Source organism: Bordetella genomosp. 9, assembly GCF_002119725.1.
Taxonomy (GTDB): Bacteria; Pseudomonadota; Gammaproteobacteria; order Burkholderiales; family Burkholderiaceae_B; genus Bordetella_C.
Genome location: NZ_CP021109.1, coordinates 1,770,339 through 1,792,606 on the forward strand (window position 1 = coordinate 1,770,339; position 22,268 = coordinate 1,792,606).

Annotated in this window: 22 protein-coding genes and 3 tRNA genes; 15 read left to right on the top strand and 10 right to left on the bottom strand. The window is 65.1% G+C overall.

Annotation, left to right across the window (positions count from 1 at the left end; all coding sequences use genetic code 11):
* Positions 1–72: 72 nt before the first annotated feature.
* Positions 73–633, top strand: coding sequence for a type 1 glutamine amidotransferase domain-containing protein (locus CAL13_RS08200; protein ID WP_086056970.1), 561 nt, complete (start codon positions 73–75; stop codon positions 631–633).
* A 58-nt stretch (positions 634–691) separates the two neighbouring features.
* On the opposite strand, the gene CAL13_RS08205 is transcribed toward CAL13_RS08200, so the two are convergent.
* The 4 genes from CAL13_RS08205 to CAL13_RS08220 form a co-directional block, all read right to left on the bottom strand.
* Positions 692–973 carry a hypothetical protein gene (locus CAL13_RS08205; RefSeq protein ID WP_086056971.1) on the bottom strand — a complete coding sequence of 94 codons (282 nt, stop codon included), beginning with the start codon at positions 971–973 and terminating at the stop codon, positions 692–694.
* Positions 974–1,080: 107 nt separating this feature from the next.
* Positions 1,081–2,307, bottom strand: coding sequence for a YeeE/YedE family protein (locus CAL13_RS08210; protein ID WP_086059332.1), 1,227 nt, complete (start codon positions 2,305–2,307; stop codon positions 1,081–1,083).
* Positions 2,308–2,504: 197 nt separating this feature from the next.
* Positions 2,505–3,782 (bottom strand): arsenic transporter, encoded by a 1,278-nt coding sequence (locus CAL13_RS08215; RefSeq protein WP_086072051.1) that lies wholly within the window; start codon positions 3,780–3,782, stop codon positions 2,505–2,507.
* A 31-nt stretch (positions 3,783–3,813) separates the two neighbouring features.
* Positions 3,814–4,758, bottom strand: coding sequence for an AEC family transporter (locus tag CAL13_RS08220; RefSeq protein ID WP_086072052.1), 945 nt, complete (start codon positions 4,756–4,758; stop codon positions 3,814–3,816).
* 118 nt (positions 4,759–4,876) lie between these two features.
* Here CAL13_RS08220 and CAL13_RS08225 point away from each other — a divergent pair, with 118 nt between their 5' ends.
* Positions 4,877–5,314 (top strand): GNAT family N-acetyltransferase, encoded by a 438-nt coding sequence (locus CAL13_RS08225; protein WP_086072053.1) that lies wholly within the window; start codon positions 4,877–4,879, stop codon positions 5,312–5,314.
* 118 nt (positions 5,315–5,432) lie between these two features.
* On the opposite strand, the gene CAL13_RS08230 is transcribed toward CAL13_RS08225, so the two are convergent.
* Positions 5,433–5,517 (bottom strand) — tRNA-Leu (locus CAL13_RS08230).
* 211 nt (positions 5,518–5,728) lie between these two features.
* On the opposite strand from CAL13_RS08230, the gene dsdA reads away from it, so the two are divergent.
* Positions 5,729–7,108, top strand: a complete 1,380-nt coding sequence (gene dsdA, locus CAL13_RS08235) for a D-serine ammonia-lyase (RefSeq protein WP_086072054.1) — start codon at positions 5,729–5,731, stop codon at positions 7,106–7,108.
* 200 nt (positions 7,109–7,308) lie between these two features.
* Here the strand turns inward: dsdA and CAL13_RS08240 are convergent.
* A tRNA-Leu gene (locus CAL13_RS08240) sits at positions 7,309–7,393 on the bottom strand.
* A gap of 96 nt (positions 7,394–7,489) precedes the next feature.
* Here CAL13_RS08240 and rnr point away from each other — a divergent pair.
* From rnr to CAL13_RS08275, 7 genes are all read left to right on the top strand, one after another.
* Complete coding sequence (rnr, locus tag CAL13_RS08245) at positions 7,490–9,961, top strand: ribonuclease R (protein WP_086056976.1); 2,472 nt, start codon at positions 7,490–7,492, stop codon at positions 9,959–9,961.
* Positions 9,962–10,008: 47 nt separating this feature from the next.
* A complete protein-coding gene (gene rlmB, locus CAL13_RS08250) occupies positions 10,009–10,746 on the top strand; it encodes a 23S rRNA (guanosine(2251)-2'-O)-methyltransferase RlmB (RefSeq protein WP_086056977.1) in 738 nt (245 codons plus the stop codon).
* A gap of 39 nt (positions 10,747–10,785) precedes the next feature.
* On the top strand, positions 10,786–12,030 hold the full coding sequence (locus CAL13_RS08255; RefSeq protein ID WP_086072055.1) for a cystathionine gamma-synthase family protein: 1,245 nt from the start codon (positions 10,786–10,788) through the stop codon (positions 12,028–12,030).
* Between the two features lie 14 nt (positions 12,031–12,044).
* The gene (locus CAL13_RS08260) at positions 12,045–12,725 is read left to right on the top strand and encodes a Fe2+-dependent dioxygenase (protein WP_086072056.1); all 681 of its coding nucleotides are present in this window, start codon (positions 12,045–12,047) and stop codon (positions 12,723–12,725) included.
* A 303-nt stretch (positions 12,726–13,028) separates the two neighbouring features.
* Complete coding sequence (locus CAL13_RS08265) at positions 13,029–13,301, top strand: HU family DNA-binding protein (RefSeq protein WP_086056980.1); 273 nt, start codon at positions 13,029–13,031, stop codon at positions 13,299–13,301.
* Between the two features lie 213 nt (positions 13,302–13,514).
* Positions 13,515–13,590 (top strand) — tRNA-Val (locus CAL13_RS08270).
* Positions 13,591–13,684: 94 nt separating this feature from the next.
* The gene (locus CAL13_RS08275) at positions 13,685–14,161 is read left to right on the top strand and encodes a VOC family protein (protein ID WP_086056981.1); all 477 of its coding nucleotides are present in this window, start codon (positions 13,685–13,687) and stop codon (positions 14,159–14,161) included.
* Between the two features lie 75 nt (positions 14,162–14,236).
* On the opposite strand, the gene CAL13_RS08280 is transcribed toward CAL13_RS08275, so the two are convergent.
* The 4 genes from CAL13_RS08280 to CAL13_RS08295 all read right to left on the bottom strand — a co-directional run bounded on the left by CAL13_RS08280 (position 14,237) and on the right by CAL13_RS08295 (position 17,915).
* Entirely contained in the window at positions 14,237–14,674 is a 438-nt protein-coding gene (locus tag CAL13_RS08280) for a carboxymuconolactone decarboxylase family protein (RefSeq protein ID WP_086056982.1), read from the bottom strand.
* Positions 14,675–14,751: 77 nt separating this feature from the next.
* The gene (locus tag CAL13_RS08285) at positions 14,752–15,729 is read right to left on the bottom strand and encodes a tripartite tricarboxylate transporter substrate binding protein (RefSeq protein WP_086072057.1); all 978 of its coding nucleotides are present in this window, start codon (positions 15,727–15,729) and stop codon (positions 14,752–14,754) included.
* Between the two features lie 124 nt (positions 15,730–15,853).
* Complete coding sequence (locus tag CAL13_RS08290; protein WP_086072058.1) at positions 15,854–17,053, bottom strand: CaiB/BaiF CoA transferase family protein; 1,200 nt, start codon at positions 17,051–17,053, stop codon at positions 15,854–15,856.
* A gap of 22 nt (positions 17,054–17,075) precedes the next feature.
* Positions 17,076–17,915, bottom strand: coding sequence for an HpcH/HpaI aldolase/citrate lyase family protein (locus CAL13_RS08295; protein WP_086072059.1), 840 nt, complete (start codon positions 17,913–17,915; stop codon positions 17,076–17,078).
* An 87-nt stretch (positions 17,916–18,002) separates the two neighbouring features.
* Here CAL13_RS08295 and CAL13_RS08300 point away from each other — a divergent pair, with 87 nt between their 5' ends.
* The 5 genes from CAL13_RS08300 to CAL13_RS08320 all read left to right on the top strand — a co-directional run bounded on the left by CAL13_RS08300 (position 18,003) and on the right by CAL13_RS08320 (position 22,235).
* On the top strand, positions 18,003–18,926 hold the full coding sequence (locus CAL13_RS08300; RefSeq protein WP_086072060.1) for a LysR family transcriptional regulator: 924 nt from the start codon (positions 18,003–18,005) through the stop codon (positions 18,924–18,926).
* A gap of 189 nt (positions 18,927–19,115) precedes the next feature.
* Positions 19,116–19,940 carry an energy transducer TonB gene (locus tag CAL13_RS08305; RefSeq protein ID WP_086072061.1) on the top strand — a complete coding sequence of 275 codons (825 nt, stop codon included), beginning with the start codon at positions 19,116–19,118 and terminating at the stop codon, positions 19,938–19,940.
* Between the two features lie 149 nt (positions 19,941–20,089).
* Positions 20,090–20,995 carry a MotA/TolQ/ExbB proton channel family protein gene (locus CAL13_RS08310; protein ID WP_086056987.1) on the top strand — a complete coding sequence of 302 codons (906 nt, stop codon included), beginning with the start codon at positions 20,090–20,092 and terminating at the stop codon, positions 20,993–20,995.
* The gene (locus CAL13_RS08315) at positions 20,996–21,484 is read left to right on the top strand and encodes an ExbD/TolR family protein (protein WP_086072062.1); all 489 of its coding nucleotides are present in this window, start codon (positions 20,996–20,998) and stop codon (positions 21,482–21,484) included.
* Between the two features lie 70 nt (positions 21,485–21,554).
* Positions 21,555–22,235, top strand: a complete 681-nt coding sequence (locus CAL13_RS08320; protein ID WP_086056989.1) for a response regulator transcription factor — start codon at positions 21,555–21,557, stop codon at positions 22,233–22,235.
* Positions 22,236–22,268 lie beyond the last annotated feature (33 nt).

Sequence of the window (22,268 nt, forward strand, 5' to 3'; positions counted from 1 at the left end):
CATCGCACTTGCGGCGCTGCGGGCGTTGGCCCGGCCGTGGCGGCCGGGCCGCTTCCATGACGAGGTGCATAAATGGCAGATGTTCTCAAGGACGTTACCGTCGCCATTCTGGCGGTCGATGGGTTCGAGCAGGCCGAGTTGCTGGAGCCGCGCAAGGCCTTGCAGCAGGCGGGCGCACGGGCGGTAGTCATCTCGGCCCGGCAGGAACCCATTCAGGGATTCAAGCACACGGAAAAAGGCGAGACGGTCGACGTCGATCTGACCTTTGCCGAGGCGGATCCCGAACATTTTGCTGCCGTACTGCTGCCGGGCGGCGTAGTCAACGCTGATGAGATCCGCCAGCATCCCAAGGCGCGGGAGTTCGTCCGTCGCATCAGTGAAGCCGGCAAGCCGCTGGCGGTGATCTGCCACGGCCCCTGGCTGCTGGTCTCCGCCGGATTGGTCCAGGGCCGGACCTTGACCAGCTGGCCCTCGCTGCAGGACGATCTGCGCAACGCGGGAGCGAACTGGGTGGACCAGGAAGTGGTGGTGGACGGAAACTGGGTCAGCAGCCGCAAGCCCGACGATATTCCCGCCTTCAATCGCGAGTTCATCGGACTGCTCTCCAAGGCCGCCCGTCCCCAGGCCGCATAGGGGCGGCTGGACCGCCCGCGGCATGCGGCCGGCGGCTGAGCTGCCGCCAGTGTCGGCGCTACCCCCCGTTGCGGGCGGGATCGGGGCGGGTATGAGCCAGGCCGGCGTCGTCTTCGTCCACAATGCGGTCGGTGGCGATATCGTCGGCGGCTGGGCCGTCCGGATCGCCCTCCACGTCGGCGCGCTCACCGGTGCCGGTCGCATCCGTATCCGTATCGGGTGCGTATGGGCCGACGTCGCTGGCGGAATCCGAAGAATCGCTGGGACCCAGCGCGCGGTTGCCGTGGCCGGGCAGGGACGTGTCGGCCAAATCGGCGTCGGGGTTGTATCGTGTTGCCATGAGTGCCTCCTGATGGGTTCGCCTCGCCCGACATGGCGCGAGGCGACGTTATGTGGCAGGAAGCAATCGCTGTGCCTCGCCATGGGGGAGGCAACCGGTTTGGAGCCTTAGCAGCTGCTGGGCGGAGGCGACTTTTCCACCGCCAGGCCGAACACCGGCCGCAGGCGCACGCCCAGGGCGCTGCCCGCGAACGCCGCGGGCAGCCACAGCCAGGCATGCAGGCTGCCGGAGATGATGCCGCTGAAATAGGCGCCGATATTGCAGCCATAGGCCATGCGGGCGCCGAAGCCGAGCAGCAGGCCGCCCACCACCGCGCCAGCGAGGGACCGGGCCGGCACTTTCCAAACCGGTGCGAACTTGCCGGCGGCCGATGCGGCGGCCAGGGCGCCGAGCATCAGCGCGATGTCCATGACACTCGTCACGTCCTCGCGCACCGGCGCTGCGAGCGCCTTGGATTGCTTGGCCCAGTAGGCCCAGTTCGCCACATCGCCGCCCAGGGCGTCCCATACCTTGGCGCCCCACAAGGCGAAGGCTGACGTGATGCCCCAGGGCCGGCCGGCCAGCGCCAGCGTGGCGAAGTTCAGAACGACCAGCGCCACGCCGCCCCAGACGAGCGGCCAAGGGCCCCGGACCAGGCTGGCGGGGCGGTCGGTGCGCGCGGCGAAGGAAACGAGGCGACCGTGCCGGCGCCGTTCCATATGGGTCGCGATGGCGGCGATGACGCCGAATACCGCCAGGTTCGCCACGATGGCGGGGACCGGACCCCATGCCAGTACGAACGAGGTCGGCTTGATGGCCGGCAATGCGGACCACCACGGGAAGGTGTAGGTGCCCAGCACGGACCCCACGATGAAAAACACCAGTGTGACAACCATGCGGGTGTTTCCGCCGCCCACCGCGAACAGGGTGCCCGACGCGCAGCCGCCGCCCAATTGCATGCCTATGCCGAACAGGAACGCGCCCAGCAGGACCGAGAGGCCGGCCGGCGATACCAGGCCGGCCACCGGCTGGCCAAAGAGCGATCCTTGCGACAAAACGGGGAAAAAGACCAGCACGCCCACCGCGAGCATCAGCATCTGGGCGCGCAAGCCGGCGCCGCGGCGGTCGGAGACAAAGACCCGCCATGCCTGGGTAAAGCCGAACGAAGCGTGGTACAGGGTAACGCCAAGCAGGGCGCCGGTAATCCATAGCGCCGCCTGCCGCCAGCCGACGGTCGCCCCCAGATACCACGTGCCGAGGATCAGGAGTAGCAAAGCCGCCCAAAGGGGACGGCTATTGATGCGTAGCGGCGGCAGGGTGCCGCCCAGATTCAGGGTGGATGCGTTGACGGACATGATGGGATGCAGGCGGGCGCGCGCCGGGGTGGCGCGCCAAGGAGCCACTGTAAGGGTTAACGCTTATTTCTCAAAATAATGAATATCGATTAGTACATCATTTATGGGTATAAAGACGCCGTGCCGATGGGCGCGGGTGGCGAGCCGCCGGCATCGTGAGCGAGTGCCAGAGCACATGGCGCGGGGCCGGCGCGCCTTTACATCAGCCGCACCGCCAACGCAGCGAGCGTGATCAGCAGGACGGGCAGGGTCAGCACCACCCCCATCCGGAAGTAATAGCCCCAGCCGATATGCAGGCCTTTGCGGTCCAAAACGTGCAGCCACAGCAGCGTCGCGAGGCTGCCGATGGGCGTGATCTTCGGACCTAGGTCGCTGCCGATGACGTTCGCATAAATCATGGCTTCCCTGACCGTGCCGGTGACGGCAGTGTCGGCGATGGACAGGGCGCCAACCAGGACGGCAGGCAGGTTGTTCATGACCGAAGACAGCAGCGCGGCGGCCACGCCGGCGCCGAATGCGCCACCCCAGACGCCGCCCTGCGCGCACCACCCCAGGAATGCGCTCAGGTGCGCGGTCAGTCCGGCATTGCGCAGGCCATAGACGACCAGGTACATGCCGAGCGAAAAGACCACGATGTGCCACGGCGCATGACGCATGATGCGCCGCGTGCCGACGATGTGCGTGCGTCCCGCGATGGCCAGCAGACCGAGGGCGCCGGCAGCTGCGATGGCGCTTACAGGGATGCCTGCGGGCTCCAGAATGAAAAAGCCGGCCAGCAGCAGGCTAAGCACGAGCCAGCCGGCACGGAACGTGGCGGGATCGCGTATCGCGCTGCGAGGTTCAGGCAATTCGCCATTGTGATACCGCGCGGGTACCGCGCGCCGATAAACGACGAGCAGCATCGCGAGCGATGCCGCCACCGCGACCAGATTCACGGGCACCATCACCGATGCGTAGCGGGCGAAGCCGATATCGAAGAAATCGGCCGAGACGATATTGACCAGGTTGGAAACGATCAGCGGCAGGCTCCCCGTATCGGCAATGAAACCGGCGGCCATGACGAAAGCCAGCGAAGCGCCGGCGCCCAAGCCCAGGGCAAGCAGCATCTCCATCACGATGGGGGTCAGGATCAGGGCTGCGCCGTCGTTCGCAAACAGGGCGGTGACCATGGCGCCCAGGAGGACGATCAGGGCGAACAACCGGCGGCCGTGCCCCTGGCCCCATCGTGCGACGTGCAGGGCGCACCACTTGAAGAAGCCTGCTTCGTCGAGAAGCAGGCTGGTGACGATGATGGCGATGAAGGTAGCGGTTGCGTTCCACACGATGTGCCAGACCGCGGCAATGTCGCCCAGGTGGACCACGCCGGTGGCCAATGCCAGCAAAGCGCCGCCCGCGGCGCTCCAGCCGACACCGAGTCCGCGGGGTTGGGTGATCACCAATGCCAGGGTCAGGACGAAGATGCAGGCAGCGAGCATAAGGCGGGAAGCGGAGTGTGGGGCAAGCGGGCTACCGGACGCCGTGACGTTCTATCCAGGCGATAAGAACGGAAATGGTGAGGACGGAGCCGAGTGTCGAAAGCAGGATGGTCCGCGACGCCACGCGTGCGTCGCGGCCATAAAGCTGGGCAAGCATGAAGGGCCCTGTCCCGATGGGGAGGGCACTGAGCAGGACCGCGGTCCAGGCCCAGACTGGCGGCAATGAAAAGACGCCGAAAGCAAGCAGCGCCGTCACGCCCGGTTGAACCAGCAATTTCGCCGCCACCACACGGGCGACCGCCTTGCCGTCGCCGCCGCCTTGGGCCTGCGCCAAGAAAAGGCCGATGGCAATCAACGCGCATGGGCTGGCGGCGTTCCCCAGAAGCGCCATGAACCTGTCGATGGACTCGGGCAGCGGCACACCGGTCAGCGACCATGCGAAGCCGGCCAGGGGCGCGATCAGCAAAGGATTCCGGCCCAACGCCAGGCCGACCTTCCATACCGTTCTGCCCATATGCTGGCCGTGCTGCAGGTCGAATTCGATCAGGGCAACCGACAGACCGAAAAGCACGCAGGCCGTGATCATGGTGGCGACGACGGCCGGCGCCATGCTTTGTTCGCCGAACACCACCAGGCACAGAGGAATGCCCATGAATCCGACATTCGCATACGAATTGCCGAGCGCCTCGATACTGACGTCGGTCAACGGCGTCGCCTTGCCGCGATGCGCCACGAGCGCCACAACGAAGGCCGCCCCGATACCGCCCAGGAAAGACGCGATGTAGCCGCCATGCGCCAGCTGTGCCCAACTGACGTGCGACATTGCCCTGAATAGCAGGGCCGGCAGGGAAAGGTAAATGACGAAGCGGTTCAGTACATCGCTGGCCGCGTCGCCCATCAAACGCTTGCGCGCCGCCAGCCATCCGACGAGGATCAGGGCGAATACCGGCAGTGCGGCAGTGACGACGGCATGCATGGGGGAGAGAGCGCAAAAAAGGAGCTCATTCTAACTGCGCCCGGCGACAGGGATTTGCGTGATCCCCCCCACGCTGGCGAAAATCCCGCTTTATCCATAAGCATGCGAGGAATGCAGTATGAGCGAACCATCCATCGCGGTTCGGACGGGGGACTGGGATCGGCTCCGGCAGGATGCGGCCGGCGTCCGGCACGCCGTGTTCGTCGTCGAACAGCGGGTTCCCGCCGAGCTCGAACTCGATGAACTGGATGCGGTGTGCCTGCATGCCGTCGCCTACGATGCCCAGGGCAATGTTTTGGGAACCGGACGCCTGCTTCCGGATGGTCATATCGGCCGCATGGCGGTGCATCGCCATGCGCGTGGCATGGGAGTCGGAGCCCGGCTGCTTCAGGCCCTGGTGGAAGCAGGGCGCGCGGCGGGGCATCGCAAGCTGGTCCTGAATGCCCAGACCCATGCGCGTGGATTCTACGAAGGGCAGGGATTCGTGGCGGAGGGCGACATTTTCATGGACGCCGGTATACCGCACGTGACGATGACTCGAGTGCTGCGCAACTGATTCGCGCCGGTCCTTGGACAAACGCCCAGGACCAATAGCCCCAAAACGAAAACCCCCGCGTGTGACCGCGGGGGTTTTCACATCATCGGCGCCGTCGCGCCGATGACGATATATCGGGTGGTGCCCAGGAGAGGACTCGAACCTCCACACCTTGCGGCACATGGACCTGAACCATGCGCGTCTACCAATTCCGCCACCTGGGCATATTCGCAGCCGCCAGAAATGCGCGACGTCGAACAGGAGCGGGATTATGCACATTTTTCGCTCGTGTGGCAAGTTGCCAGCTTTTTCGGTGGATCGCGGATTCTTTGTTGAATCCCAGTCGCCCCTTGTGGCCGTGCCGTGTTGCCGGCCGGCCAGTAGCATTGTCAAAATGCCGCCATTCTTTTATTCGGACACGCCGGGCAGCAAGCCATGATTGCAGATCGATCCATCGAACAGTGGTCCCAAAGCCATCCACTGCTCGAGGACCTTATCGCGTTGAAGCCGACGACATGGTTCAACCCGGCGGTGTCGCCGGCCCGTGAAGCGTTGCCGGACGTCGGTCTGACTGAGCGAGACGTGGCCGACGCCGGCGCCCGGTTGACGCGTTTTGCGCCGTACATCGCGCGCGTGTTCCCCGAGACGGCGGCTGCCGGCGGCCTTATCGAGTCCCCGATCCGGCCGGCGCCCCGAATGCAGGAGGCCCTTGCCGGACGTTACGGCGTGGACCTGGCGGGTCGGCTCTGGGTCAAACTCGACAGCCATTTGCCGATTTCCGGTTCCATCAAGGCGCGCGGCGGCATTTACGAGGTGCTCAAGCATGCCGAGGATCTCGCGCTGGCGCATGGGCTGCTGTCCAACGGCGAAGATTATTCGAAACTGGACAGCGATGCGGCCCGGGCTTTCTTCGGCCGGTTCCGGATTGCCGTCGGCTCTACCGGGAATCTCGGGTTGTCCATCGGCATCATGGGCGCCACGCTGGGATTCCAAGTAACGGTCCATATGTCGGCCGATGCTCGGCAATGGAAGAAAGACAAGCTGCGCGCCCATGGGGTGAGGGTGGTGGAATACGCATCCGATTACAGCGCGGCGGTGGCAGAGGGCAGAAAACAGGCCGCCCGGGACGCGACGTGTCACTTCATCGACGACGAAAATTCCCGGAACTTGTTCCTGGGCTATGCGGTCGCGGCCGAACGGCTGAAGCAGCAGCTTGCGGCGGCCGGCATACGCGTGGACGCGTCGCACCCCCTGTTCGTTTATCTGCCGTGTGGCGTCGGGGGCGGGCCCGGCGGCGTGGCATTCGGTCTGAAGCTGGCTTTTGGCGACGCGGTGCACTGCATCTTCGCCGAACCCACGCATTCGCCCTGCATGATGCTGGGCGTCTATACCGGCCTGCACGACGCCGTGTCGGTTCAGGATTTCGGCATCGATAACGTTACCGCCGCGGATGGGCTGGCGGTGGGGCGGCCATCCGGTTTCGTCGGCCGCGCAATGCAGCGTCTGGTCGATGGCTATTTCACAGTTGAAGACGATGAACTGTACGCCCTGCTTGCGTTGCTGCGGCAAGCGGAAGGCATCGCGCTGGAGCCGTCGGCGCTGGCGGGAATGCCCGGTATCGTGCGCGTCATGATGCCCGATCAGGCGGCATATCGGACGCGCATTCACTTCGACGCGGCGGCACAGGCGAACGCGACCCACATCGCGTGGGCAACCGGCGGCAGTATGGTGCCCGAGGGCGAGATGGCGGCTTACCTGTCCAAGGGCGGCCGGATACTTGCAGAGACTGGGCACGACGGGCCCCTTGAACGCTGAAGCGGTGCGTGGCCTGGCGCGGCAGCGGCCCGCCGGGCGGCGCTAAAAAAAACCGCGCCCGGGACCCCCCGATCTGAAAGCCGAAGAAAACCACGCCGAAGAAAACTACGCCAAAGAAAAACCCCGCAGGCCATTTCGGACCTACGGGGCTTTTCGGAATACGACGGTCTTGTCGAAAGAACTCTTATCGAGAGAACCGTTGGTGCCCAGGAGAGGACTCGAACCTCCACACCTTGCGGCACATGGACCTGAACCATGCGCGTCTACCAATTCCGCCACCTGGGCACTGTATTTTCGTTAGAATACCGCCTTTGCAATTGATTCCGCGGCGATTTCCTGCGAAAGCACAGAAGCTGCGCATTATAAACAGGAATTCCGACTTTGGCAAAACGATCGAGCGACGAAGCCAATAACAAAAACAAGAACAGACCGACGGTCGTGCCCGAGACGCCCCCCGATTTTGATCCCGACGTCCCGAGCCGCGAAGCCATCCTGCGCGCCTTGCGTTCCGCTGGCGCGCCGCTGTCCCCCGCGGAGCTGGCCGAGCGCATGGGGGTCCAGCGGCCTGAGACGCAGGTAGGTTTCGAGCGGCGGCTGGCCGCCATGGAGCGCGACGGCCAGCTGTTGCCCAATCGCAAGGGCGTGCTGCTGCTTGCCACCAAATTGGACTTCGTCCCGGGCCGGGTCCAGGGGCATCGCGATGGATTCGGTTTTCTCGTCCGCGACGACGGTGGGCCGGACATCTTCCTCTCGCCGCGCGAGATGCTCAAGGTTCTGCACGGCGACCGTGTGCTGGTCAAGCTCAGCGGCGAGTACCGGGGCAAGCCGGAAGGCAATATCGTCGAGGTCATCGAGCGCCGGACCAACAAGCTGGTGGGCCGGTTCCTGCACGAACATGGATTGTCCATCGTGGTGCCGGAAGACCAGCGCATCAAGCACGACATTCTGATCCCGCCCAGCGATACGAATGGCGCTCAGCACGGGCAGGTCGTGTCGGTCGAGATAATCGAGCAGCCGACGCGTCATACGCAGCCGTTGGGCCGCGTGGCCGAAGTGCTCGGCGAAATCGACGACCCCGGCATGGAAATCGAAATCGCGGTGCGCAAGTTCGACGTGCCGGTGGAATTTTCCGAAGCGGCGCGCAAGCAGGCGGCGCGCCTGCCCGACGCGGTCCGTAAGTCGGACCTGAAAGACCGGGTGGACCTGCGCGATATTCCGCTGATCACCATTGACGGCGAGGATGCCCGCGATTTCGACGACGCCGTCTACTGCGAACCCGTCGAGCTGGGCTCCGGACAGCGCAAGCGGCCGGCGTGGCGCCTGCTTGTGGCCATCGCCGATGTCAGCCATTACGTGCGGCCCAACGATGCCCTGGACGACGACGCGGTCGAGCGCGGCACGAGCGTCTATTTCCCGCGGCGGGTCATTCCCATGCTGCCGGAAACGCTGTCGAACGGCCTGTGCTCGCTCAATCCGCACGTCGACAGGCTGGTGCTGGTGTGCGACATGGTCATTCCCGCATCGGGCGCGAAGGCCGGGACTGTGACGGCGTACCAGTTCTACAACGCGGTCATGCATTCGCATGCGCGCACCACCTACACGAATATCTGGGCGGCGCTGCAGCAGCCGGGTGGCCCGGCGGCACAAGCCATGGCCGATGTGATGCCGCACGTGCAGCATCTGTACGAGCTTTTTCAGCTCCTGGCGCAGGCGCGCCGCAAGCGGGGCGCGATCGATTTCGACACGGTCGAAACCAAGATTGTGTGCAATGAGCTCGGCCGCATCGAGCAAATCGTGGGCGTCGTGCGCAACGACGCGCATCGCCTGATCGAAGAGTGCATGCTGGCCGCGAACACCTGCGCGGCCGACTTCATGGCGCGCAGCAAGCACCCGGGCCTGTACCGCATTCACGAGGGACCCACGCCGGACCGCCTGCAATCCCTGCGCGAGTTCCTGCGCACCCTGGGTCTGTCGCTGGGCGGCGGCGATACGCCTACGGCAAAGGATTACGGCGAGTTCCTGGATAGTGTGCGCAACCGTCCTGATTATCCCTTGCTGCAGACCATGTGCCTGAGGTCGATGCAGCAGGCCATGTACAGCCCGGAAAACGTCGGCCACTTCGGTCTCGCATATCCGGCGTATACGCATTTCACGTCACCCATCCGGCGCTATCCCGACCTGCTGACCCATCGGGTCATCAAGGCCCTGTTGCAAGGCGGACGCTATGTGCCCAGCCTGGAAGACGAGCCGGTGGTCATCGGCCGCTCCCACAAAGAGCACGAGCATGCCATCTGGGAAAAACTCGGGCTGCTGCTGTCGGCCAGCGAGCGCCGCGCCGACGAAGCCTCGCGCGATGTCGAAGCCTGGCTGAAGTGCTGGTTCGTCAAGGAGCGCGTTGGCGAGGATTTCAGTGGCACCGTGACCGGCGTTGCGAGTTTCGGCATATTCGTCACGCTCGATACCTTGCACGTCGAAGGCCTGGTGCACGTATCGGAACTGGGCGGCGAGTATTTCCAGTTCAACGACGCCTTGCACGAGCTGCGCGGCGAACGGACAGGCATGCGCTATCGGCTTACCGACAAGGTCCAGGTTCAGGTCGCGCGTGTGGATCTCGAAGCCCGGCGTATCGAATTCCGCCTGGTCAAGGGCACCAGTTTCGAAGCGCTGCGCAAGGCAGCGCAGCGGGGGCCCGATGAACCGCCGCGGCGCATCAAGAAGGCGGCCGGCACCAAGCCGCAGGCGCTGAAGGGCCAAACCGCCAAGGCGCGTCGCGCCGCCGCCAAGAAAGCCGATCGCGCGGCGGCCCGTCAGGCCCAGGCCGCCACCACATCCGCGGCGCGTAAGCGCCGCTGAGCATCGGCCGCCCTGGCGGCGGCTTCTATCGAAGAGGTATTGGTTCTATGGCGTCGACCCAGGTACTCGCAGGGTTTCACGCGGTGGTGGCGCGCCTGCGCCACGCGCCTTCATCCATCAAGGAAATCTATGTGGAAGAGACGCGTCGCGACAAGCGCATGGCGTCGCTCACGCAGCAGGCCGCGCAGGCGGGCTGCAAGGTGCATCCGGTGCCGTCCGAACGTCTCGACGGGATGGCGCGCGGCACCCGCCACCAGGGCGTGGTGGCCCTGGCTGAGCCGGCGCAACTCGCTGTCGATATCGACGACGTCCTTGAAGGGATCGGGGGACCGGCCTTTCTTCTCTTGCTGGATGGGGTCACCGATCCCCACAATCTGGGCGCCTGCCTGCGTACGGCCGACGCGGCTGGCGTACATGCCGTGATCGCCCCGCGCGATCGCGCCGTCGGTCTGAACGCGACGGTGCAGCGCGTCGCTTGCGGTGCGGCCGACACCGTGCCGTACATCATGGTCACCAATCTCGCCCGCACGATGCGCGCGCTGAAGGATCGCGGGATCTGGCTGGTCGGCACGGACGACCAGGCCGGCACGCCGCTGCATGGCGTGGACGCGCGCCGGCCCATGGCGTGGGTCATGGGCGCCGAAGGGGAGGGGATGCGCCGGCTGACGCGTGAAACCTGCGATGAACTCGTGCATATCCCGATGCTCGGATCGGTGGAAAGCCTCAACGTCAGCGTGGCGAGCGCGGTGTGCCTGTATGAAACCGTGCGCCAGCGCCAGGGGTAAAATCGCTCGCTTACCGTATCTCCTTGGCGCCCCACCATCATGGAAAAGTCCGGCTTCACCACCAGCATTCTGCATTCCGACCGGCGTGACGCCGTCGAGCACGGCGCCGTGCACAAGCCCATTCACGTCTCGTCGCAATATGGATATGCGGATGCGCATGAATTGGCCGCCGTGTTCCAGGGCAAGCCCGGCTATTCCTACGCGCGCCAGGGCACCCCGACGACCGCGGCGCTGGAATCGCGCATCACGAAGATGGAAAACGGCGCCGCCACGGTGAGCTTCGCGACCGGTATGGCGGCATTGGCAGCGGTCTTTACCACATTGCTGCGCGCGGGCGACCATCTGGTTTCCAGTCAGTTCATCTTCGGCAACACCAACAGCCTGTTCGCAACGCTGGCCGAGCTGGGCGTCGAAACGACCTTCGTCGATGCGACCGACGCCGAGCAGGTGAGGGCAGCGCTGCGTCCCAACACGCGCATGGTCTTCGTCGAAACCATTGCGAATCCCGGTACCCAGGTTGCCGATCTGCAGGCCATCGGCGCAATCTGCCGGGAGCGCGGCCTGGTCTATCTTGTCGACAACACCCTGACGTCGCCTTGGCTGTTCCGCCCCATCGACGTTCAGGCGTCGCTCGTGATGAACTCCCTGTCCAAGTACATCGGCGGACACGCCAATGCGCTGGGCGGATCGATCACCGATACGGGGCTGTACGACTGGTCCAGCTATCCCAACATCTTCGACTCGTATCGCAAAGGCCCATCCACGGGATGGGGCCTTCTTCAGATCAAGAAGAAAGGCCTGCGCGATATGGGCGGCACCCTGGCCGCGGAACCCGCGCATCGCATATCGGTTGGCGCCGAAACGCTGGCGCTGCGTATGCGCAAGCACTGCGATAACGCATTGGCGCTTGCGCGCATGCTTTCCAAGCACCCCGGCGTCAGCAAAGTCTATTATCCCGGCCTGGAATCGCACCCGCAGCATGCCCGCGCGTCGCAGTTGTTCGACGGCCGTTTCGGCGCCTTGCTTGGTGTGGAACTGATCGATGGCATCGACTGCTTCGAATTCCTGAATCGGCTGCGCGTGGTGATCCTCGCCACCCATCTGGGCGACACGCGTACGCTGGCCCTGCCCGCTGCGCACACCATCTATTACGAAATGGGTGCGGCTCGCCGCGCGCAAATGGGCATCGCGGACAGCTTCATACGGGTATCGGTTGGCATCGAGGACGAGGAAGACCTGCTCGGCGATTTCGACCACGCCCTGCGCGCCTGTATGGGCGCTTGAAACGGAGGGCCGCGATGCTGATACACATCGCCGAAGTATTCCAACCCGAAGAGGCCGCCGACATCCGGCGGCGCCTCGAAACCGCCGACTGGCGCGATGGCAAGATCACCGCGGGCTACCAGTCGGCGCAGGTGAAGCACAACCGTCAGCTGGCCGAGAACGATCCATTGGGGCAGGAGATCGGCAGCCAGCTGCTGCAGCGTCTGGCGGGAAACAACCTGTTCATGTCCGCGGCCCTGCCGCGGAAGATATTCCCGCCGCTTTTCAACCGGTATGAAGGCGGCGAAGCGTTCGGCTATCACGTCGACAATGCCGTGCGGCCCATTGCCGGCACCGCCGAACGGGTCCGCACCGATCTATCCGCCACTCTGTTTTTTTCCGAGCCGGACAGTTACGAGGGCGGAGAGCTGGTCATCGATGACGTGTACGGGCCGCGTCCGGTGAAACTGCCCGCCGGGCACATGGTTCTGTATCCGGGAACGAGCCTGCACAAGGTCAACCCAGTGACGCGGGGCGCGCGCATCAGCGCATTTTTCTGGATACAAAGCCTGGTGCGTGAGGACGCCCAGCGCACGCTGTTGCTGGAACTCGACGTCGCCATCCAGCAGTTGAATCAAACCGTGCGCGACCACCCTGCCATGACGCAATTGACCGGCGTCTACCACAACCTGCTGCGGCGCTGGGTGGACGTCTAAGGTCGGCATGGGCCCCGTATCGCCGGCCATGCAGGCGTCCGCGGCGTTGTCGCGCGAAAGCCAGCAGCCATGCGGGTTTGCGGGGTTTTTTCTTGACAGTGCTCTGCCGGCGGTGCCTAATACGGCTCTGCGTCGCTCCTGGTTTGCCCGCTTCACGCCGGCAGGATCACGAGCGGCGTAGCAATTTAAACGTCGCGATTTTCGCGTTTCTCCAGGACGCGAGTCGCTCCAAGAAGAAGCCGTTCGACCGTCCGGCAGGCCGCCGCGCCGCCAGGACGCCATACCTGTGAGGGGTAATCCTGCATGAACAAAACTGAGCTCATCGACCACATCGCCACCAAGGCGGATATCTCGAAGGCGGCTGCCGGCCGTTCGCTCGACGCCTTGATCGGCGCCGTGAAGTCGACGTTGAAGAAGGGCGGCACGGTAACACTGGTCGGTTTCGGCACCTTCGCCGTTTCTTCGCGCGCCGCCCGTACGGGCCGCAACCCGCGCACCGGCGAAACCATCAAGATCAAGAAGGCCAAGGTGCCCAAGTTCCGCGCTGGCAAGGCGCTGAAGGACGCCGTCAACTGATTGTCCCGGCCGGCGCGCGCCGCCGGCGGTCCCAAGGACGTTGCCATCACGGCCATCGGCTTGAACCTGGTGACGCAGCGCCGAAACGCCGATAGTGTTGCCCCACGCGTTTGCGGACCTGCCGGCCGGTCGCTATAATCGCCGGCTCGCGGTTGCGGATCGTCATTCATCCCGCAGCGCGTGGTTCTTGCAAGAGTGGCCCCACTCGAACGTGGGTGCTTAGCTCAGCTGGTAGAGCGGCGCCCTTACAAGGCGTAGGTCGGGGGTTCGAACCCCTCAGCACCCACCACTCCAATTTCCCAAGTTCCCAGTTTCCGGTCATCCCGCAGACACGCCGACATCACAGGCGGTACACGCCTGGGTCTGCCAGGCCACACAGGGAGATGCGCTTGGATCTGCTGATCAACATCGACGTCGACGACATCGCGCGGGCAGAGGCCTTCTATCGCGATGCCTTCGGACTGCGCGCAGGCCGGCGCTTCGGCGCCGATGCCGTTGAAATGCTCGGCGCCCGGGTGCCTATCTACCTGCTGCGTAAGGCCGCGGGCACAGCGCCGGCCCCACGCCCGGCCGCCAAGCGCAGCTATGAGCGCCACTGGACACCCGTGCATCTGGACTTCGTGGTGACGGACTGCGATGCGGCTGTGGCGCGCGCCGTAGCGAGCGGCGCCAGGGTGGAGACGCCCGCGGCCACGCAATCCTGGGGCCGGATCGCCGGCCTGGTCGATCCCTTCGGCCACGGCTTGTGCATCCTTCAGTTCATCGGGCGCGGTTACGATGCGATCAGCGATTGTGCATCGCCGCCACCTGGGCAAGGGCGGCCGGAAACCGACAATGCCGCGGCGCCGGGCGGCGAGTGATACACGCATGCTCATTGCCTGGGCCCGCGGCTGCTTGCTGGCAGGCCGAACTGCAGGCTGCACTTGGATTCCACATCATTTCGGGTCTCGCGGCGATGCTGGCGTCAAGGCATAGCCGATGTCGCCGGCCACGTCGCGCAGAATATTCTGCGCAAGATTGAAGGCCGTATTGGCCGCCGGCACGCCGGCATAGATCGCGTTCTGCAGCAGCACTTCCTTCAGTTCATCGGGCGTCAGCCGCGTGTCGTCCGCCGCGGCAAGGGCCGCCCTGACATGGAGCTCGAATTCCTCCCAGCGGCCCATCGCCATGGTCGTCGTCAGCACCATGATGCGGCGGGTCTTGCGGGGCAAGCCGGGGCGGCTCCATATTTCGTCCCACGCGTAGCGCGTAATCAGGTTCTGGAACTCCGCGGTAAACGTCGTCGCGCGCGCCAGGGATCGTTCGACCCAGTCGTTTCCCAGCACTTCCCGCCGGTTGCGCAATCCCTTTTCGAAACTCTCGTCCTTGCCCATGGCCTGCTCCTGAAAAGATGCGGGGCCGCTTGCGCGGCCCCGTACGATCGTTCTGTCCAGCCCGTGCCGGGCGGCGATCAGTTCACCGTGATGTTATTGCTTTTGGCCACGTCGGCCCAGCGCTTCTCTTCGCTTTCCACGAACTTCGCGAATTCCTCGGCCGAGCTGCCCACGGGCGTCAACCCCAGCTTGGCCAGTTTCTCGCGGATGTCCGGGCGCGCCAGCGTTTGCTGCACCATGGTCTGAAGTCTGGCCACTACCGCCGGCGGCGTGCCGGCAGGCACGAAGAACCCGTTCCACTCTTCGACGTTGAAGTCCTTGAAGCCGCTTTCGGCCATGGTCGGCACGTCGGGCAGTTCGGCCATGCGCTGGCCCGAGGTGACCGCCAGCGCGCGCAGCTTCTTGCCGCTGATGTAGTTGATGCTGGACGCCGCGTTGGCGAAATAGACGTCGACCTGGCCGCTCATCACATCGACGAGGGCCGGGGCGCCGCCTTTGTACGGGATGTGCACCAGTTCAAGCGAGGCGTCTTTCTTCAGCAGCTCGCCCGCCATTTGAGCCAGGCTGCCGGGACCGTAGGAAGCGAACGTATGCTTGCCGGGCTGCTTCTTCGCCGAGGCGACGAAATCCTGCACGCTTTTGAAGGGCGAGTCTACCGATGCCACCAAGACGTTGGGAACGCTGACGGCCTGCGACACGGGAATGAAGTCCTTCTTGGGATCGTAGGGCAGCTTGCGCACCACGGCGTTGATGGCGAAAGCCGATGCATCGTAAAGCACGGTGTAGCCGTCAGGCGCCGATCGGGCCACGTACGCGGCGCCGATGGAGCCGCTGGCGCCGCCTTTGTTCTCGATGATGACGCTTTGCTTGGCGACTTCGCTCAGGCCTTGCGCGATGATCCGCGCGGCGTTGTCGGCGCCGCCGCCGGCCGAGTAGGGCACCACCAGCGTGATGGGTTGCGCGGGATACTCCGCCGCGACCGCGGCGCCATGCAGGCCCAGGATCGCGAGCGCGGCCGCCAGTACGGCCACGCCTTTGCGTTGTTGCGATTTCAAAGTCTTCTCCAGTCCGATTGGGGTCAAAAAGTCGTTGATTGTGCGCCTCGGCTCGTCACTCGCCGAGGCGTATTGATTGCGGTTGTTTGTGCGATGCGGGTTCCGTGCGAAGGCCGTCGCTTTCTTAGCGGGCGGCGGCGCTTCCCAACAGGGATTCGATTTCGTTGTCCGCGTAGCCGAGTTCGCTGAGGATGTCGCGCGTATGCTGGCCCAGCGCCGGCGCGCCTTCGGCCGCGGGGTCGGGGGCGGCGCCGATGTCGTCGCCGAATACCGCCCAGCGGCGCAAGCCCTGATACGCGCCCGCCTGTGGATTGCGATACTCCCCCATGAAACCCATGGCCTGCACCTGCGGATGGTCGAACATGTCTTCCACGGGATTGACGACGGCGCACGGCACGCTCTGGCCAAACCGCTCGGCCCAGGCCTTCGCGCTATCGCGGGCCAGCGCGGCGCGTACTCGCGGAATCAGTTCATTGGCGCGAGCCGCACGTTTTTTCACCGTGTCGTACTCGGGGTCGTCGGCCAATTCGCTCAATCCGAGGTGCTCGCAGAGCGATCGCCAGAAGTGCGGGGTGTTCGCCGAAATATAGATGTAGCCTTCTTGAGTGGGATGAATGCCCGTGATTCCGCCGGACCGCATATCGCGTTCGATGTGGCGTGGCTCGCCTTCGGCCCAGACCAGTCGGGCGGACTGCATGGCCAGGGCGCTTCCCAAGAGCGAGACGTCGATGGCCTGGCCTGCGCCGGTCTTCTCGCGCTGGTACAGCGCAGCCGATACGGCGTTGGAAATGAGCGCTGCGCCGTAATAGTCGACCACGGACCCGTACAGGATTTCCGGCGGGCCGCCGGGTTTGGCTTGCGATGCGCACATGCCGGTCATCGCCTGCAGCACCTGATCGTAGCCAGGCTGCCTTGCCATCGGGCCCACGGCGCCGTAGCCGGTCATTGCGCAGTAGATCAGGCGGGGATTGAGGGCGTGCAGGGTAGCAAAGTCGATACGCAGGCGTTCCGGCACGCCGGGCCGGAAGTTGTGGACCAGGACGTCCGCCCGAACCACCAGCCGGCGCAGCACCTCGTAGCCCGCCTCGGTTTTCAGGTCGAGGCAGATGCCGCGCTTGTTCCGGTTGATGCCCAGGAAGGCGCGGCTTTCGGCGGCCAGCGTGGAAGGATACTTGCGCAGGTTGTCGCCTTCCGGCGGTTCGACTTTGATGATCTCCGCGCCCATGTCGCCCAGCAACGCGCAGCCATAGGGGCCGGCAATGTAGGCGCTGAGGTCGAGCACGCGAATGCCCGACAAGGGCAGTTGGGAAGTGGCTTGCGTCATGAGAACCCTGGAACAGAAAAAATCACGCTTGGCCCGAAGCGAGCAGAATGTCTTTGGCGCGGCGCACGAACGGGGCGTCGATCATCTTGCCGTCCAGCAAAAACGCTCCTGTCCCTGCCTGCGCGCGGCTGGCTTGCACGATGCGGCGGGCTTGCGCGATCTCTTCGCTGCTATAGGCGTACACCTCGTTGGCGATGGCGATCTGTGTGGGATGGATGCACGATTTGCCGAGGAATCCCAGCGAACGCGACAGGCGCGCCTCGGCGCGGAAACCGTCCTGGTCCGCCACATTGGGATATGCCCCGTCCAGCACATACTTGCCGCTGGCGCCGGCTGCCAAGCGCAGGGCAAGCATGACGTGACGCAGGGTCTCCGGTACGTAGCGCGCAATGCCGAGCGGCTCGAACAGGTCGCCCAGCCCCAGCTGAAGACCGCACACCATCTCGTGCGCCGACGCAATGGCGGCGGCGTTCGCAAGCGCGGCAGGGGTTTCGATGTTCACCAGCAGGCCGCCCCGGAAGCCGGCTTCCAATAGCGTCTTCGCCACCGCCTGCACATCCGCGGCGCTTTCGAGCTTGGGGACGTTCAGGATATCGACCGGGGCCGCCGCAAGGGCTTGCAGATCGGCATGAAAGAGGGGTGTGTCCGCGCCGTTGACACGGACGATAATTTTTTTGCCGTGTCCGGGAAAGTCGTGCGCCATCTCGGCTTGTAGCCACTTGGCCAGGATGGTGCGAGCCTCGTCCTTGCGTTCCGGCGCCACGGCATCCTCGAGATCGAAGGAAATGGCGTCTGCCGCGCTGCGCATCGCCTTGGGGAACAGTTCGGGCCGCGAAGCGGGGACGAAAAGTTTGCTTTTCATCTTTGTCTCCTTTGGCCACATTGTGGCAAACCCGCCGGGCGGGATGCGGCGGCCGCGCTACGATAAAACGATAGAATCTCTATCATTATGAATACTGACTATATCAAGACGTTGCTGGCTATTGCGCGCTATGGGTCAATGGCGGCCGCCGCCCGCCGCCTGGGTTTGACGCATGGCGCCGTGGCGCAGCAGATCCGCGTGCTGGAGAAAGAGTTCGGCACCATCCTGGTGGCGCGCGCCGGGCGCACGGTGCATTTGACGGAAAAGGCGGCGCAATTGCTCGAGCCGGCCGAGGCGGTGCTCGAGCAGCTGGACCGATTGCGCTATCTGGCGCGCTCCAGCGAAACCGTCGGTGAACTGCGGCTGGGCGCCGGCCAGACCGCGCTGAATACGACCGTGCCGGCCATTCTCGAGGCGCTCATCAGGCGCCACCCGGGCATCAACGTCGATATTCGGCCGGGCCACTCGGCGCAGTTCTATCCCGCCATCGAAAAAGGCGAACTGGATGTCGCCATTGCCTTGCAGGCGCCGTACTCGCTACCGAAAAGCATGGACTGGCATTTGTTGCGGGAAGAGCCGCACGTGCTCGCCGCGCCGCCTCAATTGGCCGGCCAGGACGCTCACACATTGCTCGCCACGCAGCCCTTCATCCGATATACGCGCAGCGATTGGGGCGGGCGTCATGCCGACGAGTATCTGCGGCGCGTCGGTATCCAGCCCCGCGAACGGTTTGAACTGAATGCCATCGAGTCCATCGCCGTGATGGTGAGCCGGGGACTGGGGGTCGCCATCCTGCCGTTATCGACAAGCGCCCTGACGTCCCGGCTGCACATCCTGACGTTGCCGCTGCCGGCGCCGTGCGAACCGCGCCGGTTCGGCCTGATCTGGTCACGAGGTTCCCCGCGCAGCAGCGTGATCCGGGCGTTCCTCGAAATCGCCGTAAGCGAATACGCGAAGTTCGCTCCCGCTACTACCGCATCGCCGGCGGGTATCGCGTCTGCCGGCGTCTGAAGAATGGAAGCGCCGCGCTTGAAGCGTCGACCCGGGCAGGGGTCGGCCAGGGCAGCGAGCCGTTGACCCAACGCTGAATGGTTTTGCGAATAATTCCTATTTGAGATAGGATATCGGACTCATTCTAATCGCCGAGCAACCGGAGCCAGGTTGCAGCGGCGCTTCCTGGTCATGGCATCGGGCTGGTAAATGCCTCGCAATAAAAAGAGCGGTTGGTCCACGTCGTCGCAATCTCCGCTGGCAATCAGGATAGGGGCGGGCATCGCGGTGGTCGCCGCACATGCCGTCGTGGCGTCCGCCATGCTTGCCAATCCAGAGGTCGTGCCTGTCCCGCCGGAAAGCCAGCCCATCATGGTGAGCGTGGTGGAGGCGCCCGTGCCCCAGGTGGCGAAGGCGCCTGAGACGCCCGAGCCGCCTCGTCCGCCGCAGCCTGAAGTGCAGCCGCAACCGCCCGAACCCCAGGTCCAGCCCGACCCCGAACCGGCGCCTCCCGAGAAAGTGGAGCCCCAGCCCGAACCGGAACCGGTGATCGAGCGTCCCGCTGTACCGGCGCCCAAACCCAAGCCGATACCCAAGCCACAGCCCAAGCCGAAACCCAAGCCGGAGCCCGCGCGGCCGGCGCCGCCGCCAAAGCCGGTGGAACAGCCGCCCGTGCCTCCCGCGCCTCCCTCGGGCGCGCCCGAGGGGGCGACGACGACGCAGGCGCCGCGCCAGGGGCCGCCGCGCGACCAGCCCGAATTGGTTTCCAACATCGAGTACCTGGGACCCGGGCCTGCCCCCGTCTATCCGATGGCGTCGAAGCGGCGCCGCGAAGAGGGGCGGGTGACGGTGCTGGTGGTCATTAGCCCGCAAGGCCTGGTGGAAAAGGCAACGGTTGTGTCTTCGTCCGGCTACCCGAGACTCGACGATGCGGCGCTGGATGCCTTGCGCAAGGTCCGCTTCAAGCCCTACACGCGCAACGGTGTCGCCTATACCGTCCAGGCCCGCATCCCGTTCGATTTCAACATCCGATGAAAACCAAAACCCACCCCCGAGGCGCGAACCCGCCTCCCCCTCAAGGGGGCGGCGCTGGCGGACCGGCAAAGCCGGATCCGCGGCGTTCCCGAGTGGTTTAAACCCCTTTCATGCGGCGCGTACTTGGTGCCGCATTTTGGAGAACTGACATGTCAATCGCACATCACATTGCCATGGTGCTGGCGCAGGCGATGCCTGCGGCGCCGGCCGACGCTGGCGCAGGACCCGCGGCGGCGCAGGCGCCGGCTGCGGTCGGAGAGGCCGCCGGCAATGCGCTGCAGGGCGCCGCGCCGCTGCCCGCGCCGGACATGGGCATCATGCACTTCGTCGCACAGAGCGATATCGTGGGCAAGACGCTGTTCGTCATTCTGATCCTGATGTCGCTGGTGACGTGGTACCTGATCCTGGTGAAGGCCGGTCATAGCATGGTGATCCGATCCCGATCGCGGGACTTCCTGAACAAGTTCTGGAACGCGGGATCGCTGGAGCAGGTCGAGCATGAAATCGCGACCCACGGCGCGCGGGATCCCTTCTCGCACCTGGCCGCGCATGCGATGCACGCCCAGGCGCACCACGCCAAGTACGGCGCCACCAAGCTTGCCGAAGCCGGCTCCAACGGGGAATTCGTCACGCGGACGATGCGCAAGGTCATCGACGAAGAGACCGCCAAGCTGGAGAACGGCCTGACCGTACTGGCGTCGGTGGGTTCCACCGCACCGTTCGTCGGCCTGTTCGGCACGGTCTGGGGCGTCTACCACGCCCTGGTCGGAATCGGCCTGGCCGATGGGGTAACCATCAACCGCATCGCCGGACCCGTGGGCGAGGCGCTGATCATGACGGGACTGGGCCTGGCGGTGGCCATCCCCGCCGTGCTCGCCTACAACGCCTTCGTCCGGAAGAACCGCGTGTTCCTGTCGCGCCTGGACGCCTTCGCGCACGACTTGTTCGCGTTCCTGACGACGGGGCAGCAGGTGGCGGTTTCCGACAGCAAGGTGCGCGCAATGCGCCGCACGGGCGCCGTCAACGGCGTGAACGGCGTGCGCGGGAGCGAATAAATGGCTTTCGGCGGATTCGACAACAAGGGGCCGGGCGGTCATGCCATGTCGGAGATCAACATGGTGCCGCTCATCGACGTGATGCTGGTGCTGCTGGTGATTTTCATCATCACGGCGCCGCTGCTGGCGCATTCCATCCGTATCAACATGCCGCAGGTCAGCGCCGAGCCGGTCAAGGAAGAACCCAAGACCATTGACCTGGCCATCGACGCAAGCGGCCAATTGTTCTGGGATGAGAAACCCGTGCCCGAGTCGGAACTGGCCGATCGATTCGCGGGCGCCGCGGCGACGCAGCCGCAGCCGGAACTCCGCATCCGGGCAGACCTGAACACCCGCTACGAGACGCTTGCCAAAGTGATGGCCGCGGCACGGCGCGCGGGGCTGGGACGGATCGGTTTCGTGACGACACCCGGCTCGGCCGACGCCGGCGGGCAGCCCCCGGCCGGTTCGGCGCCGCGGGCGCCGGCGGCCGGCGCCCCCGCCAGGTAGGCGCGAAATATTTCGCCGGACGCCCGTGCGCGGCAGCGCGCGGCTGTCCGGATCGCGCTAGAATCGCGCCATGCGAGTACTGGTAATCGAAGACGACACAACCCTGGGCCATGCGCTGCAGGAGTTTCTGGCCGACCAGGGGTATGCGGTCGATTGGCTAACCGATGGCGACAAGGTTCTTGGCGCCCTGGCTGGCCAACCTTACGATCTGCTTCTGCTCGATCTCAATCTTCCCGGCATGAGCGGCCTCGATGTCCTGCGCCAACTGCGCGCGGACGGCAACCAGGTCCCCGTGCTCATATTGACGGCCCGTGACGGATTGGAAGACCGCGTCGCGGGGCTGGATGCCGGCGCCGACGACTACGTCACCAAACCCTTTGACCTGCCCGAACTGGCGGCGCGCGTGCGTGCGTTCGGCCGGCGCCGCAGCGGCCAGGCGCAGCCCTTGATCGAGGTCGGCCCGCTGGTCTTCGATACGGTAGGCCGCGAAGTCAGGGTCAATGGCGAGCGTCTGTCGCTGTCCGTCCGGGAACTGTCCGTCCTGGAGATGCTGATGGCCCGGGTAGGCCGTGTCGTCACCAAGCGCCAGATCGTCAATTCCTTGTCCGCCTGGGATGCCGACTTCAGCGAGAACGCCGTGGAGGTCTACGTGTACCGCTTGCGCAAGCGCCTCGAAGGCACGGGCGCCAGCATCCAGACGGTGCGCGGCTTCGGCTACCTTCTGGACGTGGAAATGGCCGGTTCGGCCTGACGTGGCGCCAGAGCGGCCGGGCGCTTCCACCCG